This is a genomic window from Nitratireductor indicus C115 (assembly GCF_000300515.1).
GTDB lineage: Bacteria > Pseudomonadota > Alphaproteobacteria > Rhizobiales > Rhizobiaceae > Nitratireductor > Nitratireductor indicus.
The window spans coordinates 85,977-101,409 of the sequence record NZ_AMSI01000013.1; the positions used below are offsets into that span (position 1 = coordinate 85,977).

The 15,433-nt window shown below is 60.7% G+C and carries 12 protein-coding genes; 7 read left to right on the forward strand and 5 right to left on the reverse strand.

Translation table 11 applies throughout. The annotated features are described in order from the left end of the window. Positions 1-54 precede the first annotated feature (54 nt). The 3 genes from dnaE (at position 55) to NA8A_RS17865 (ending at position 6,082) form a co-directional block, all read left to right on the forward strand. Entirely contained in the window at positions 55-3,516 is a 3,462-nt protein-coding gene (gene dnaE / locus NA8A_RS17855; protein ID WP_177203400.1) for a DNA polymerase III subunit alpha, read from the forward strand. Between the two features lie 270 nt (positions 3,517-3,786). Next, the gene (locus tag NA8A_RS17860; RefSeq protein ID WP_009451770.1) at positions 3,787-4,875 is read left to right on the forward strand and encodes a YjgN family protein; all 1,089 of its coding nucleotides are present in this window, start codon (positions 3,787-3,789) and stop codon (positions 4,873-4,875) included. A gap of 181 nt (positions 4,876-5,056) precedes the next feature. Then, positions 5,057-6,082 carry a M48 family metallopeptidase gene (locus tag NA8A_RS17865; protein WP_009451771.1) on the forward strand — a complete coding sequence of 342 codons (1,026 nt, stop codon included), beginning with the start codon at positions 5,057-5,059 and terminating at the stop codon, positions 6,080-6,082. A 38-nt stretch (positions 6,083-6,120) separates the two neighbouring features. Here NA8A_RS17865 and NA8A_RS17870 read toward each other — a convergent pair whose 3' ends face one another. From NA8A_RS17870 to NA8A_RS17880, 3 genes are all read right to left on the reverse strand, one after another. Next, on the reverse strand, positions 6,121-7,440 hold the full coding sequence (locus NA8A_RS17870) for a DNA polymerase IV (RefSeq protein ID WP_040672979.1): 1,320 nt from the start codon (positions 7,438-7,440) through the stop codon (positions 6,121-6,123). A 212-nt stretch (positions 7,441-7,652) separates the two neighbouring features. Then, entirely contained in the window at positions 7,653-8,129 is a 477-nt protein-coding gene (locus NA8A_RS17875; protein ID WP_009451773.1) for a methyltransferase family protein, read from the reverse strand. After that, positions 8,116-9,114 (reverse strand): acetyltransferase domain-containing protein, encoded by a 999-nt coding sequence (locus tag NA8A_RS17880; RefSeq protein ID WP_009451774.1) that lies wholly within the window; start codon positions 9,112-9,114, stop codon positions 8,116-8,118. The genes NA8A_RS17875 and NA8A_RS17880 overlap by 14 nt, the downstream gene beginning before the upstream one ends. An 81-nt stretch (positions 9,115-9,195) precedes the next feature. Here NA8A_RS17880 and NA8A_RS17885 point away from each other — a divergent pair, with 81 nt between their 5' ends. From NA8A_RS17885 to NA8A_RS17895, 3 genes are all read left to right on the forward strand, one after another. Then, positions 9,196-10,029, forward strand: a complete 834-nt coding sequence (locus tag NA8A_RS17885) for an aldo/keto reductase (protein ID WP_009451775.1) — start codon at positions 9,196-9,198, stop codon at positions 10,027-10,029. Positions 10,030-10,150: 121 nt separating this feature from the next. Further along, a complete protein-coding gene (locus tag NA8A_RS17890; protein WP_009451776.1) occupies positions 10,151-11,227 on the forward strand; it encodes a GGDEF domain-containing protein in 1,077 nt (358 codons plus the stop codon). 160 nt (positions 11,228-11,387) lie between these two features. Then, entirely contained in the window at positions 11,388-12,047 is a 660-nt protein-coding gene (locus NA8A_RS17895; protein ID WP_009451777.1) for a YiaD family glycine zipper/OmpA-like lipoprotein, read from the forward strand. A 74-nt stretch (positions 12,048-12,121) separates the two neighbouring features. On the opposite strand, the gene NA8A_RS17900 is transcribed toward NA8A_RS17895, so the two are convergent. Then, positions 12,122-13,039, reverse strand: coding sequence for a pseudouridine-5'-phosphate glycosidase (locus NA8A_RS17900; RefSeq protein WP_009451778.1), 918 nt, complete (start codon positions 13,037-13,039; stop codon positions 12,122-12,124). A gap of 13 nt (positions 13,040-13,052) precedes the next feature. After that, a complete protein-coding gene (locus tag NA8A_RS17905; protein WP_240532817.1) occupies positions 13,053-13,997 on the reverse strand; it encodes a carbohydrate kinase family protein in 945 nt (314 codons plus the stop codon). A 241-nt stretch (positions 13,998-14,238) separates the two neighbouring features. Here NA8A_RS17905 and recA point away from each other — a divergent pair, with 241 nt between their 5' ends. Further along, complete coding sequence (gene recA, locus NA8A_RS17910) at positions 14,239-15,324, forward strand: recombinase RecA (RefSeq protein WP_009451780.1); 1,086 nt, start codon at positions 14,239-14,241, stop codon at positions 15,322-15,324. Positions 15,325-15,433: the final 109 nt, after the last annotated feature.

The window sequence follows — 15,433 nt, forward strand, 5'->3', positions numbered from 1 at the left end:
GCGAGTGACAGGCTATCGCGCGATCCCATTTTCGCGGCTGCCGAACGCGAGAGAATGCGGCCGGAGCGGCCCTTTATCCATTTGCGGGTTCATTCCGCCTACTCGCTTCTGGAAGGCGCGCTGCAGCTTGGCAAGATCATCGGCCAGGCGGTGAAGGACGAAGCGCCGGCCATTGCCGTTACCGATACCAACAATCTGTTTGGCGCGCTGGAATTTGCGCAGAAGGCGACGAAGGAAGGGTTGCAGCCCATCGTCGGGTGCCAGCTGTCCTTCGCCTTTGAGGATGCGTTGACCGAGGCGCGCCGCGGCAATCGGAAGATGGGGCCGCAATATGAAACGCTGGTCCTGATCGCAGCCACTGAGGAAGGTTATGCCAATCTGGTCCGGCTGGTGAGCCGGGCCTATCTGGAGACGGAGCCGGGGACCGAGACCCATATCGGCGCCGATTGGCTGAAGGAGCTCAATGCCGGCATCATCTGCCTGACGGGCGGCCCGCGCGGTCCTGTCGGCGCGGCTCTCAAGGCCGAGCGCCCCGAGATCGCCGAGCAGCGGCTTCTGTTCCTGAAAGAGCTTTTCGGAAACCGCCTTTATGTGGAGCTGGAGCGGCTGCAGGGCTATGATCGGGCGGTGGAGGCCGCGACGGTTGACCTTGCCTATCGCCACGAACTGCCACTGGTTGCGACCAATGAGGCGTTTTTCCTGAAGCGCGACGATTTCGAGGCGCATGACGCGCTGATCGCGATTGCCGAAGGCACGGTGATCGCCGTCGACGATCGCCGCCGTCTTACGCCCGACAATTATCTGCGGCCACAGGTGGAGATGGCGAAACTCTTTGCCGATCTGCCCGAAGCGATCGACAACACCATCGAGATCGCGCGGCGCTGCTCCTATTTCCCGAAAACGCATCCGCCGATCCTGCCGCGCTTTACCGGTGGCGACGCGGAGGATGCGGAAGCAGCGCTTCAGGCGGAGGCCGATGAATTGCGCCGACAGGCCCGCGAAGGCCTGCAACGCCGCATAGACGGGCTGGGAATGGCAGCCGGCTATACGCTCGAAAACTATGAGGAACGGCTGGAATACGAGCTGGGCGTCATCGAGCGGATGAAGTTCCCAGGCTACTTCCTGATCGTGTCGGACTTCATCAAATGGGCGAAGGCGCAGGATATTCCTGTTGGGCCGGGGCGTGGTTCGGGTGCCGGCTCGCTGGTCGCCTATGCGCTGACCATCACGGATGTGGACCCGCTGCGCTTCTCGCTGCTGTTCGAGCGCTTCCTCAATCCCGACCGCGTGTCGATGCCCGACTTCGACATCGACTTTTGTCAGGACCGCCGCGAGGAGGTGATCCGCTACGTGCAGGGCAAATACGGTCGCGACCAGGTGGGACAGATCATCACCTTCGGAACACTGCAGGCGCGCGCCGTGCTGCGCGATGTGGGGCGCGTTCTGCAGATGCCCTATGGCCAGGTGGATCGGCTGTGCAAGATGGTGCCGTCCAATCCGGCCAATCCGACGCCCTTGCCCAAGGCAATCGAGGACGAGCCGCGCTTTGCCGAAGAGGTGGAGAAGGAGCCCATTGTCGGCACGCTTCTGGAAATGGCCCAGAAGCTTGAGGGGCTATACCGCCATGCCTCGACCCATGCCGCAGGTATTGTGATCGGCGACCGGCCCCTTTCGGAACTGGTTCCGATGTATCGCGATCCGCGATCCGACATGCCGGTGACCCAGTTCAACATGAAATGGGTGGAGCAGGCCGGTCTGGTGAAGTTCGACTTCCTCGGCCTGAAGACGCTGACTGTCCTCAAGACTGCGGTGACGCTGATTGCGCGGCGTGGCATAGATATCGACTTGGCGCGCATCCCGCTCGACGATGCCGAGACCTACCAGATGCTGTCGCGGGGCGAGACCGTCGGCGTGTTCCAGGTTGAAAGTGCCGGCATGCGCAAGGCGCTGATCGGCATGAAGCCCGACTGCGTCGAGGACATCATCGCACTGGTGGCGCTCTATCGCCCGGGCCCGATGGAGAACATCCCGACCTACAACGCGCGCAAGCATGGTGAGGAGGAAATCGCCTCCATCCATCCCAAGATCGACCATCTGGTGAAGGAGACGCAGGGCGTCATCGTCTACCAGGAACAGGTGATGCAGATCGCGCAGGAACTGGCCGGCTACACGCTCGGACAGGCCGATCTTCTGCGCCGCGCCATGGGCAAGAAGATTCGCGCGGAGATGGAAAAGCAGCGCGGCATCTTCGTGGATGGAGCCACCGAGCGTGGCGTCTCCAAGCAGCAGGCCAATTTCATCTTCGACCTTCTGGCGAAGTTCGCCGACTACGGCTTCAACAAGTCGCACGCTGCCGCCTACGCTATCGTCTCTTATCAGACGGCCTATCTGAAGGCGCATTATCCGGTCGAATTCCTGGCCGCCTCGATGACCTACGATATGGCCAACACCGACAAGCTGAACGACTTCCGCCGCGATGCCATGCGCCTCGGCATCGAGGTCGTTTCTCCCTCGGTCCTGACCTCCTACCGCAATTTCGAGGTGGGCGAGAACCGCATCTTCTATTCGCTTGCCGCCATCAAGGGGGTGGGCGATGCGGCGGTGGAGCACATCGTGGAGAAGCGGCGTGAAAAGCCCTTTAAGAGCCTTGAAGACTTCTGCGCCCGCATCGACCCGAAGATCGTCGGCAAGCGCGTTCTCGAAAGCCTCATCCAGGCCGGTGCGTTCGATTGTTTCGGAATAGATCGTGCCGCACTTTTCGCGGGCATCGACCGGCTGATGGGCATGGCCGCGCGCGCTGCCGAGGACGCGGCCATGGGGCAGGGCGATATTTTCGGTATGTCGGGCGGCGGCGAACCGCAGAAGCTGCATCTGCCGGTCACGGATCCCTGGACGGCAGCCGACAAGCTGCACCGTGAGTTTCAGGTGGTGGGCTGCTATCTTTCGGCCCACCCGCTCGATGAATATGCAGAAACATTGGCCAAGATGCGCGTCCAGAGCTGGGGCGAGTTCCAGGCGGCGGTCAAGCGCGGTGCATCTGCCGGGCGTCTGGCCGGCACTGTCACCTCAAAGCAGGAGAGGCGCACCCGCACGGGCAACAAGATGGGCATCATCCAGCTCTCCGATGCCACCGGCCAATATGAAGCGGTGTTGTTTTCCGAAGCGCTCGCGCAGTATCGCGACTTGCTGGAGGCAGGCTCCTCAGTGGTGATCATGGTGGGCGCGGAAGATCGGCCCGAAGGGGTTAATCTGCGCATCCAGAGCGTTCAGTCGCTCGAAGAGGAAGCCTCGCGCATGCAAAAGGCGCTGCGCGTCTATCTGCGCGATGCCAATCCGCTCGGCGCCATCGCCTCGCAGCTCAAGCAGCGCGGCGACGCGGAGGTGAGCCTTGTCGTCATCAAGGAGGGAGGGCAGGGCGAAATCGAGGTCGGGCTTCCGAATCGCTACCGCATCTCTCCCCAGATTGCCGCCGCAATGCGCGCCGTTCCAGGCGTGGTCGATGTCGAGCTCGTCTGAACGTTTGATCGAGATGCGTTTCGCAGCCAGGTGGAACAAACGCCTGCCGCCCGCATGAAAGCGGAATATCGAAAGATCGAGGCGCCACCGCTTGCGGGCGAAATCCTCACAAACACCAGATCAGGCACCAGATCGGATGGTTGCTGTCCTGTAACATCATGCAGCTAAATTTGATAACAGGAAATGCAACCGGTGGTAATTGTTCCGCCTCCTAAATCCGGTTAACAAGCACGGTCTCCATATATTCTTCCCAAAAAGGTCAAGTTTATCATGAATACCAATGAAGCCGTGCCGCTGGGTCGCGAGGCGCGGCGCGAACTGAGCTTCTCCTTCACCGGTTCCGCGACGGAATATTTCGGTATCTGGATCGTCAATCTGCTTCTTTCGCTCATCACGCTCGGCATTTATACGGCGTGGGCCAAAGTGCGTCGCCAACGCTATTTCTACGGAAACACCTGGCTCGACGGCCATAATTTCGAATATCACGCCCGTCCGGTCAAAATCCTCATCGGGCGCATCATCGTTTTGGGCTTGCTGGTCCTCTACAATCTGCTGGTGCTGATCTCGCCGTTTTTCAGCTTTCTGCTGATTTTCTATATCCTGGCCTTCCCGTGGATTCTCAACAAGTCGATGGCCTTCAATGCGCGCATGACGAGTTATCGCAATGTGCGGCTGAATTTCCGCGGTTCCTATTGGGGTGCGTTCTTTTCCTTCATCGTCATGCCGATCGTGGCGCTGGTCTCGCTTGGCATTCTGGCTCCGCTCGCCTCGCGCTATGCGTATAATTATATCGGCCGGCACCTTGGCTATGGCACCGCCCGTTTTGAGACGCAGGCGCCGCTCAAGGCGCTTTACGGCAATCTGGGCGCAACAATCATATTCGTGATTCTCGCCGCCGTGGTTTGCGGGGCCATCGGCCTTGCGCTGTCCGCGGGCATCGGTTCCTTCAGCTATGGCGATATGGGTGACGAGGAATTTGCCCGGCTGCTCGCCAGCGGCCCGCTGGTCGCAGGCCTTCTTGGGGCCTATGTGGCGCTTGCGCTGTCTTACGTCTTCTATGCAGCCGGCGTGCGCAACATCGCCTACAACAGCACGACGCTGGACGGAAAGCACCGCATGACCTCCAATGTTGGTCGTTTGCGCTATGTGTGGATTCTCGTCTCGAACCTGATCGTCACGATTCTGACCGTCGGGCTGATGCGGCCCTGGGCAGCGGTGCGCAGCTGGCGCTATCTGGCAGCCAGTACCGGTCTTCTGGCTGCCGGTCCGCTCGATGATTTCGTTGATGAGGCTGCGCCCGAAGGCAATGTTGGCGCCGCCGAATTTTTCGATATCGAGGGCATCGACTTCGGGCTTTGATGCCGCAGTGACGGTGGAACGGCGCAGCCCTTCCGGGATGCGCCGTTTCAGACTTCATGTTCAAACCGTGCTCGCAGGACCGATAGTGCTTGCTCTCTGAGGCGCTCCGCGCATTCTTGGACGCCCTGAGATAAGGCCGCGATCCTTTGAACCTGCAGAACAGCTTTAACCGGAGCCTGGAATGATCGAAGGGCGCTATTTTCCGCCAGCTTCTTCCGCAGTAACGTCGGCGGTCTTGTCGGGCACGCCCGAAGCTTTGCGGCTTCAGGAAACCGGCGGGCAGGAGCCCATGATGCCGGTGCTTCAATCCGTTTCCGATCCCGTTGCCGGCGTTCCCCGCAAGTTCACCTTCGCCGATGGCGGGGTCTTCGAGGCAGCTCCCGGAGCGGATGTGGATGGCTTCCTGGGTACCCACAAGAGCTTCTTTTCCCGCCTTACGCGTTTCGAAGCCAATCTGAAATATATTGCGCTGGCTGCAATGGTCACAATTGGCCTGCTTTTCGTCGCCTATCGCCACGGGATTCCGCTCCTTGCCTCCGGTGCGGCGGTCATGACGCCGGCACCCATCGTTGCGGCCATCGATTTCGGCACGCTTGAAACGGTGGATCGGACCCTTTTCGAACCGACAGAATTGCCCGAAAAGCGCCAGGAGGCGCTGCGTGCACTCTTCGCAGAGCTTTCATTCGCCGCAGGGAAGAAGGGCCCGCCATTACAGCTTCTTTTGCGCAAGGGCGGCAAGACAATCGGCGCCAACGCCATCGCCCTTCCAGGCGGAACGATTATCGTCACGGACGAACTTGTGACACTGGCTGCCACCGATGACGAGATAGCAGGTGTCATGGCGCATGAAATCGGCCATGTCCGCGAGCGCCATTCATTGCAGCAGATTTATCGCGTGCTTGGCATCGGCTTCATGGTGGCTCTTGTCGGGGGCGATGCCAGCCAGTTGGTCGATGACGTGGTGACCCAGGCAAGCGCCGTTCAAACGCTTGTCTATTCCCGCGAGTTCGAGACAAGTGCCGATCTCTACAGCGTCGATCTGATGAGCCGGGTGGGGCGGGACCCCGTGAGCTTTGTCGACCTGCTCGATCGTATAGGCAAGGACGATGAAGCCGCGCAGGAGACCTATTGGTTCTCCACCCATCCTGGCATGAAGGAGCGGCGGGCGGCGGTGGAAAAGAAGATTCGGGAGCTGGCAGGCGGGTAAGGCGAGCAGGTTGCGGTGCGGGTTTGCCCGAAAGGCGCTCAACTGGCGTCGGGATCCTGATCGCGCTGTGGCTGTCCTGCGCGCCCGCGCCCGAATGTATAGCCCGTTTCAACGGCCTGCTTGCCGAACTTGGCACGCAGGCTGTCGATGGCGCCCTCGGCCATGGCGCGCTTGTGCGACAGGCGGTCCACCAGATCAGGCGGATCGGCCTTGGCGGCATCCGTCAGGTCGCTGACACCGATCCCGATGAGGCGAAAGCGCGTGCCGTCGAGCTCGCGCTTGAGCATGTCGAGCCCGGTATGGAATATCCGGTCGGCGAGGCGGGTGGGATCGCCCAGTTGCCGGTTGCGTGTGCGGATACGGAAATCCGCCGTCTTGAGCTTGAGAACGACGGTGCGGCCTGCAATATCGGCCTTCTTGAGCCGCGCCGAAACCCGCTCGGACAAGGCGCGCAGTACCGGCACGAGATCGTCGGGACTGGAAAGGTCGGTGTTGAAGGTTGTTTCCGACGAAACGCTCTTGGCTTCGGAGTTGGCTTTCACACTGCGTTCGTCCAGTCCTCGCGAAAGGTGGAATAGCCGGTCGCCCATTGTGCCATAGCGGCGCATTAATTCGCTGCGTTCCATGGTCTGCAATTGTCCGATCGTGCGCAGGCCGTCGGAGGCGAGTGTCGCGGCGAAGGCCTTGCCTACGCCCCAGATCAGCGAGACGGGCTGGCCGCTGAGAAAGGACACGGCTTCCGCCTTGCCGATGACTGAAAAGCCACGCGGCTTGTTCAGGTCGGAAGCGACTTTTGCGAGGAATTTGCAGTAGGAAAGACCGACGGAGGCGCTTATTCCCACCTCTTGTTCCACCTGCCTGGCAAAGCGCGCCAGCACCAGCGCAGGAGGTGCGCCATGCAGGCGCTCCGTTCCCGACAGGTCGAGAAAGGCCTCGTCGATGGAAAGCGGCTCCACCATCGGCGTCAGCGCCTGCATCATCTCACGGACCTGTTTGCCGACGCTGGCATATTTCTCCATGTTCGGCTTGATGACGACAGCTTCGGGACAGGCTTCGAGCGCCTTGAACATGGGCATGGCCGAACGCACCCCATGGATGCGGGCGATGTAACAGGCGGTCGAAACCACCCCGCGCTTGCCGCCGCCCACGATCACCGGCCGGTCGCGCAGCGCTGGATTGTCGCGCTTTTCGACCGCGGCATAAAAGGCGTCGCAGTCGATATGGGCGAGCGATAGTTCGCTCAGTTCGGCATGGCGCAGCATGCGCGGGCTTCCGCACGCACGGCAACGCCGCTCCGGCGCCGCTGCAGGCGTCAGGCAATCGCGGCACAGACCGTGGAGTAGGACGCTGACAGTCATGGCCAGTCTACGAACAGAAAGAGAACATGCATCATAGCCGATACGGTGCCGCGGCTCAATCGGCCTGTTGTCAGGAGGGTTTTGGAGGCTATGCGTCCTTTCGCATGAAGCAAGGACGCTCGATCTTCCAGTTGCCGCAGTCATGGGGACGTCAAGTGTTCCCCTGACTTGTTCCCCTGACTGCGAAATGCTCCCGTACCTGGTGCTCGCGGTCAAATCCAGCGCCGCACCTTCTTCTGGTAGTCGCGGTATTTTTTGCCGAAGCGCAAGGCGAGATGTTTCTCCTCGGGCTCGATGGCAAGCTTGAAGGTCATGAACCCGGCAAGGAAGACGAAAAGCAGGAACCACGGGTTGCCGGTAACGAAGCCAAGCCCTGCGACCAGCATGCTGTTGCCGAGATAGATCGGGTTGCGGCTGATCGCGAAAGGGCCGTCCGTCACGAGAGCATGGGCGCCCTGATGCGGCAGGATCGTGGTTTTGGCTTGGAAAAGCGTGCGCATGGCCTGAACGTCGATGAACACGAAGCCAGCGATCATCAGCCATCCGAGAGCAAAGAGTATGTCGGATAGCGGTGCACCGAACCAGGGCAGGGGATAGGCGAGCCCTGCAGCGACGGAGGCGGCTATCGCGATGAGGTAGATGATGGGTGGCCAGGGAAATCGGCTGGGTCTTTGCTCATGGTCTTTCATTCGTCCCGTCCCGCTCTTGCATGATGGCCCCCGTCTCGGCGGTCATAGTGCATTCGGACGCGATCTCGCTCAAGCGGGATTCGTTACGGGCGTCCGAGCGCGCAGACATAACGGATTCCAGGCGGTTTTCGGAACGCAGGACTTCGGTGAAACAGTCGCAATATGCCTTGCAGAACGCCGCATCGCGCGTTTCGGAACATTGCTGCGTGCATGCGTTGACAAAGCGGGCTTCGGTGGTGGCGAGCGCCGGCGGAAAGACCTGCGATACGGCCCATACGCACGCGATCAGCACCGGCTGGTGCAGGAGATAGAAAGCAAGACTATGCTGGCCGGCAAGCCGCAAGGGCGCAGACCAATTGCCCGTGCGGACGAGCGCCATACGGTCCAGAAGCCCGCTGTCACGGGCGAGGCGGCCTGCGGCGATACCGGCCAGAACGGCGCCGAACCATGGAAAGAGAGGCACATAGTCGTTTGAATGGGGACGAAAGGTGGAAAGCCCGACCCACCACAAGGCCGGATTGTCGAAGACGAGGGCGGAGAAATAGTAAGGCAGTGCGACCGTACCGGCAGCGAGGGCAAGCACCAGCCAGACCGGCAAATGCAGGAACAAGAGCCCGAGCAGGCTCGCAAGCGCGATATGATGCAGGATGCCGAAAAAGATGAAGCCGGAAGGGAAGATCGCCCATGTGGCCGCTGTGATCGCCGCTGCCGCGACGATCACCATGGCGAGGCGTTTGAGGAAGGGCGGCCAGCGCACCCCTTTCGCGTGGGCCAGAAACAGGCTCACCCCCACGAGAAACAGGAACGAAGTGGCAATCGACCTTGCAAAGAGGCGCCATCCGCCCGTCACCGCCGTTCCCGGTTCCATGTAACCGAACAGCTCTAGGTCCCAGCCGAAATGATAGACAGCCATGGCGAGTAGTGCGATGCCGCGCGCAATGTCGATGAGTTCGACGCGTGACTTCTTTATTGCGGCATGCCGCATGGGCAGTGGTCCTGGTTTGATCCTATTGTTTATAGGTGTATCAGTTATCGCGAATAGCGGCTGAAACAAGGAGACCAGTTCATGCAGACCGTCGAAGCCAACGGTGCCTCCATTCCCGTGATCGGACTTGGAACCTGGACGCTGAAGGACAAGGCCTGCGCCGACATGGTTTCACGGGCCATCTCGCTCGGTTATCGCCATCTGGACACAGCCGCTTCCTACGGCAACGAAGAAGCCGTGGGAGAAGGGTTGCGCGCCTCGGGCGTTGCAAGAAACGATATTTTCGTGACCACCAAAGTCTGGTGGACGGATATTGCGCCGGCTGATCTGGCGCGTTCGGCGGAAGCGAGCCTGTCTCGCCTTGGGCTCGATCATGTCGACCTGCTTCTTATTCACTGGCCGAATCCGCAAGTGCCGCTCGCCGATAGCATCGGTGCCCTGAACCTTATGCGAGAGCGCGGTCTGGCGCGGCATATCGGCGTTTCGAACTTTCCGACTGCCCTGCTTGCCGAGGCACTGCGTCTGTCCGATGCGCCGCTGGTGGCCAATCAGGTGGAAAATCATCCCTATCTGGACCAGTCGAAGGTGTATCGCGCCTGCCGTGAGGCCGGTATGGCAATGGTCTCCTATTGCCCGCTTGCGCGCGGTGGCCGGCTTTTCGAGGAACCTGCGGTGAGCAAGGCGGCTGCCCGTCACGGCAAGACGCCGGCGCAGATCGTGCTGCGCTGGCAGGTTCAGCAGGATGGCATCGTTGCCATCCCCAGAACGAGCAATCCGGAGCGGCTTTCAGAAAATATCGGACTTTTCGATTTTTCCCTGAGCGAGGAGGAAATGGCTGCTATCTCGGCTTTGCGCGGCGCCGGTCAGCGCATTTGCGATTATGATTTCTCGCCAGCTTGGGACGAAGTTGAATAGCCGGCGCAATCGCTGGTTAACCCGGCGTTAGCTCATGCCGGTTATCTTGCAGAACTATGAGTGTCTGGATCGCGCTTGGGGGGTGTTCTGACACAAGGGCCTTGGGGAAGGTTATCCGCGCATGCTGCAGACTTCCAGCGCATCGAACGATCGCTCTGGCGATATCGCCACGACCATTGCTGACTGCATGAAACGCATGGGCGTGGTCGGGCTGCCGCGCAACTATGAGATATTCTACGAGGTTTACGCCGGATCCAACCGCGATCTGGCACGCGATTTCGCCGCATTGGAAGGGCGCCTGACGCAGGATGCGCTCGACAAGCTCGCGATGAAGCATTTCGCCCAGAGCAACCGCGACGCCATCGTCGAGAGTGCCCAGAACCAGATCGCTATCCGCGCCGAGGAAATCCTTTCCCTTCTTGGCCGCGAACGCAGTTCGCTTGAAAAATTCGGGGTGATCCTTGACCAGACTTCGAACGGTCTGGGCTCCAATGCCGATCTTTCGCGCGATATTTTATGCAAGATCGTAGGCATCATGGCAGCGGCAACCGAAACGACGATCCAGCAAGGGCGCCAGATCAGCCAGGCGATGGCCGAGAAATCGGAAGAGCTGGAAAAGATGCGCAGCCAGCTCGAACAATATAAGCGTCTGGCCGACACCGACCCGCTCACCAAGGTCTGGAATCGCCGCGCCTTCGACAAGCGCATGGCACGCATCTACGACGATCCGCGTTCCATCATGTATCACGCGTTGATCCTCATCGATATCGACGGCTTCAAGAGCTTCAACGATCAGTTCGGCCATCCGATCGGCGACCGGGTGCTGCAGATCGTGGCCCGCCTTCTGAAAGTCCAGGGCAATGCGGACAGTTTTCTGGCGCGCACCGGTGGCGAGGAATTCGCGCTCATTGTCTATGGATTGAGCGAAGATGCGACCATGACACTTGCCGAGACGGCGCGCGCCACCGTCGAGCAGGCCGAGTTCGTCCTCGGTCCCTCGGGGCGCAATTACGGACCGATTCGCATCTCGCTTGGCGTTTGCATGGCTTCCGAGGCCAACGATGCCGACGATCTCTACACCAAGGCGGATCAGGCACTTTATGGCTCGAAGCTCGATGGGCGCAACCGCGCCACGCTTTATTCGCGCAATCCCAAGGGGTCTTTTGCCAAGAACTGGCTTATCTATCGCAAGGACTGACCGAAACGGGAACTGTTAGTGTCGTGTGCAAATCCGACGCAATGTCCTATAGTCCGGCGGGGATGCGCAGAATTTTGCCTAAATTGTGCGTCACGGGCAGTCTGGGGATTGCCAAGCACGATTCTTTTCGCGGTATTTCAGAGAAGTGAGGACACCGACCATGTTGAAGAAATCCATCGCTGTCGCGCTCGTTGCCGGGCTGACGGCCGGCTGCGTGACCAGCACCGACCCATATACGGGACAGCAGAAGATCTCCAATACGGCCGGTGGTGCAGCCCTTGGCGCACTGGCTGGCGCTGGCGTCGGTCTTCTGGCGGGTGGCGATGATCGACGCAACGCCCTGATCGGTGCCGGTATCGGTGCTCTGGCCGGCGGCGCGGTCGGCTCCTATATGGATCAGCAGGAAGCCCAGCTGCGCGGTCAGTTGCAGGGAACGGGTGTCAGCGTCACCCGCCAGGGCGACTACATCATCCTGAACATGCCTTCCAACATCACCTTCGCGACCGATTCCTCGACCATCCAGCCTGCCTTCTACGGCACGCTGAACTCGGTCGCCCTCGTGTTGCAGAAATATAACCGCACCCTTGTCGACGTTTTCGGCCATACGGATTCGACAGGCAACGACAATTACAACCTTCAGCTCTCACAGCGCCGCGCCGGTGCCGTGGCGAATTACCTGACGGGCCAGGGGGTCAACGGCCAGCGCTTTGCGGTGATCGGAGAGGGCGAAACGCAGCCCATCGCGTCCAACGCCACGCCGGAAGGCCGCGCGCAGAACCGTCGCGTCGAAATCCGCCTGTCGCCGCTCACGGGCGCCTGAAGCATATTGCAGTTTTCGAACGAAAAAGGCCGCCGGATCATTCCGGCGGCCTTTTCTTTTGTCGGGGCCATCCTTCAGCCGGCTGCAATGGCGCGTGCGATGCGCGCCGCGAGGCGGGCATTGTTTTTAACAAGAGCGATATTGGTGGCCAGACTGGCACCATCGGTCAGTTCGAGGATGCGCGAAAGCAGGAATGGTGTCACATCCTTGCCTGAAACGCCGCCCGTCCGTGCATCGTCCTGCGCCTTTGCGATATATCCGGCCATTTCTTCGGCAGAGATTTCATCTTCCGCCGGTACCGGATTGGCAATCAGCATGCCACCCTCGATGCCAAGCGTTGCCCGCGTTGCCTGAAAACGCGCGATCGCTTCCGGCGTATCGAGACGCAGCGGCGCTTTGTGGGGCGATTGGCGCGACCAGAAGGCCGGCATGACGTCTGTTCCATAGGCGACCACCGGAACACCGCGTGTCTCCAGCACCTCAAGCGTCTTTTCAGTATCGAGAATGGCCTTGGGCCCGGCCGAGACCACGATGACGGTTGTGCGGGCGAGTTCATCGAGATCGGCCGAAATGTCGAAACTCGTTTCCGCCCCCTTGTGGACGCCCCCGATCCCTCCGGTGGCGAAGACAGCGATACCTGCGCGCCGCGCAGCGATCATGGTGGCGGCAACGGTGGTTCCGCCGCTTCTCCCTTCCGCAAGGGCGAAGGCGAGATCGGCGCGGGAAAGCTTCATCGTTCCGCTTGCCTTGGCCAGCGCCACGCGCTCGGCCTCGGAAAGCCCGACCTTGAGACGGCCGTCGATGACCGCAATCGTGGCTGGCACTGCGCCTTCTGCACGCACCAGATCTTCCACTTGCGCCGCCATCTCATTGTTGCGCGGCCAGGGCATGCCATGGGTGATGATGGTGCTTTCGAGCGCCACCACGGGCAAGCCCGCTTCAAGGGCTTCGGCGACCTCGGGGTGGATGTCGAGGATATTTTTGGACCGCACGGGTTCTGCTCCTTCAGGAAACGGCGCGCGCTGCCGGTACGCGGGCGAGGGCGGCGCTGAAAATGGTAGTGTCGAATTCGGGCGCTGCCGAGGCGCTGCCGATGGCTATGCCGGCGCCTGCAATGCCGTGGCGAACGGCTTCGCTCAGGCTTTCGCCATTCATCAGGGCTGCCATGGTTGCCCCGGCAAGCGCATCGCCCGCGCCGGTGACATCGGCAATCCTCTCGATGGTGGGGGGCTCGATCTCGAATATGCCATTCTGGTCGAACAGCAAGATGAGGCCGCTTCCAGCGGTGATGACACCCGCGGAAAGGCCAAGGGCCTCGAGTTTTAGCACGGCGTCGCTCAGCGGGCCTGCTTCAGCAAGGCCGGCAAGCGCGCGCGCCTCCCGCCCGTTCATGAAGAGGACCGATAGGTCGCGCAGGGATGGCAGCAGCCGGCCTGCCTTGGCCGGCGATACGGCGATGGCGCCGAAAAGCCTTGCGTCGCGCTGTGTCGCAAGTGCGGCAATCGCCTCGGCCGGCATATTGGCGTCGCAGAGCAGGGCATCGACGCCTGCAATCGCCTCACGCAGCTTGCGCCGGCGCATCTGGCGCGGGAAGGTGCGCTCATAGAGCTCCATATCCGCAAGCCCGGTGATGAGCTCCCCATGGTCGTCCAGGATGGCGGTGTAGCTCGGCGTCGTGCGGTCGAGAAACACGCAGGAAAGGTCTTCTATTCCGCTTGCAGCAATGGCCTCCGTCACCCGTTCCCCGCCTGCATCTCCGCCACGCACGGAAAAAAGAGAGACGTGAATGCCGCGTTGTACCGCGCAACGAGCCGCATTGAGGACCCCGCCGCCCACATCCTCGCGCATGTGGCCGGGGTTGGAGGTGGCGGGAATATGGGGGCCAGACAGCCGGCCACGGCGATCGATATGCGCACCGCCCATGGCAAGCAGGCGAGGGGTATTCGTCACGTCACGCTCCTCCCCGGCGAATCGCATCGACGGACGCGACATGACCAACCCCTTCTACAGTATGCGCTGAACGGTTGCGCACAGGAGATATGGAATGCTGCGCACAAAATAAGAACAAATATGAAATATGAAGAAAAAACAATAAGATAATCCCTATTGCAAAAATGGAACAAAAAGGGTACGAATAAACATCGCGGATTTGGCGGAACCGCTCCCATTGACGACGAAGGGGTGTTGTATCATGGCTCAGAACTCATTGCGGCTGGTAGAGGACAATTCGGTGGACAAAACCAAGGCTCTGGATGCGGCGCTGTCGCAGATCGAACGCGCCTTCGGCAAGGGCTCGATCATGCGTTTGGGCGCGAATGACCAGGTGGTCGAGATCGAGACGATTTCCACCGGCTCCCTCGGCCTCGATATCGCGCTGGGTATTGGTGGCTTGCCGCGTGGCCGTATCATCGAGATTTACGGGCCTGAAAGCTCGGGCAAGACGACGCTCGCGCTTCATACGGTTGCCGAAGCGCAGAAGAAGGGCGGCATTTGCGGCTTCATCGATGCCGAGCATGCTCTTGATCCTGTCTATGCCCGCAAGCTGGGTGTCGATCTTGAGAACCTTCTCATCTCCCAGCCGGACACCGGCGAGCAGGCGCTGGAAATCTGCGATACGCTGGTGCGCTCCGGGGCGCTTGATGTGATTGTGGTCGATTCCGTCGCGGCACTCACGCCACGCGCCGAGATCGAGGGCGAAATGGGCGATTCCCTGCCGGGCATGCAGGCGCGCCTGATGAGCCAGGCGCTGCGCAAGCTGACGGCTTCGATCTCCCGCTCCAAGACCATGGTCATCTTCATCAACCAGATCCGTATGAAGATCGGCGTCATGTTCGGCTCGCCGGAGACGACGACGGGCGGCAACGCGTTGAAGTTCTATTCCTCGGTGCGCCTTGATATCCGCCGCATCGGCTCGGTCAAGGATCGCGACGAGACGGTCGGCAATCAGACCCGCATCAAGGTGGTCAAGAACAAGATGGCCCCGCCCTTCAAGCAGGTCGAGTTCGACATCATGTATGGCGAGGGCGTGTCGAAGACGGGCGAGTTGATCGACCTGGGTGTGAAGGCCGGTGTCGTGGAGAAGTCGGGTGCCTGGTTCTCCTACAATTCCCAGCGTCTCGGCCAGGGCCGGGAGAATGCCAAGCAGTTCCTGCGCGACAATCCTGAAATTCTCAACGAGATCGAGACGGCGCTGCGCCAGAATGCAGGACTGATCGCCGACAAGTTCCTCGACGACACAGGCCCCGGCGACCAGGACGGCGACGGCGGCGAGGATTGAGGTTCCCGGCGGTTTTCATCGCTGGCTGAATGACGGGCGGCGGAGGATGAAAATCCTCCGCCGCTTCCGTTTCGGGATTTCTGGACACGATTGGGTGCTGACGCTAAAA

What these genes read in the sequence shown, in the direction of transcription:
- dnaE (WP_177203400.1), top strand. Translation starts at nt 55, where the DNA reads ATGCGGCCGGAGCGGCCCTTTATCCATTTGCGGGTTCATTCCGCCTAC.
- NA8A_RS17860 (WP_009451770.1), top strand. Translation starts at nt 3,787, where the DNA reads ATGAATACCAATGAAGCCGTGCCGCTGGGTCGCGAGGCGCGGCGCGAA.
- NA8A_RS17865 (WP_009451771.1), top strand. Translation starts at nt 5,057, where the DNA reads ATGATCGAAGGGCGCTATTTTCCGCCAGCTTCTTCCGCAGTAACGTCG.
- NA8A_RS17870 (WP_040672979.1), bottom strand. Translation starts at nt 7,440, where the DNA reads ATGACTGTCAGCGTCCTACTCCACGGTCTGTGCCGCGATTGCCTGACG.
- NA8A_RS17875 (WP_009451773.1), bottom strand. Translation starts at nt 8,129, where the DNA reads ATGAAAGACCATGAGCAAAGACCCAGCCGATTTCCCTGGCCACCCATC.
- NA8A_RS17880 (WP_009451774.1), bottom strand. Translation starts at nt 9,114, where the DNA reads ATGCGGCATGCCGCAATAAAGAAGTCACGCGTCGAACTCATCGACATT.
- NA8A_RS17885 (WP_009451775.1), top strand. Translation starts at nt 9,196, where the DNA reads ATGCAGACCGTCGAAGCCAACGGTGCCTCCATTCCCGTGATCGGACTT.
- NA8A_RS17890 (WP_009451776.1), top strand. Translation starts at nt 10,151, where the DNA reads ATGCTGCAGACTTCCAGCGCATCGAACGATCGCTCTGGCGATATCGCC.
- NA8A_RS17895 (WP_009451777.1), top strand. Translation starts at nt 11,388, where the DNA reads ATGTTGAAGAAATCCATCGCTGTCGCGCTCGTTGCCGGGCTGACGGCC.
- recA (WP_009451780.1), top strand. Translation starts at nt 14,239, where the DNA reads ATGGCTCAGAACTCATTGCGGCTGGTAGAGGACAATTCGGTGGACAAA.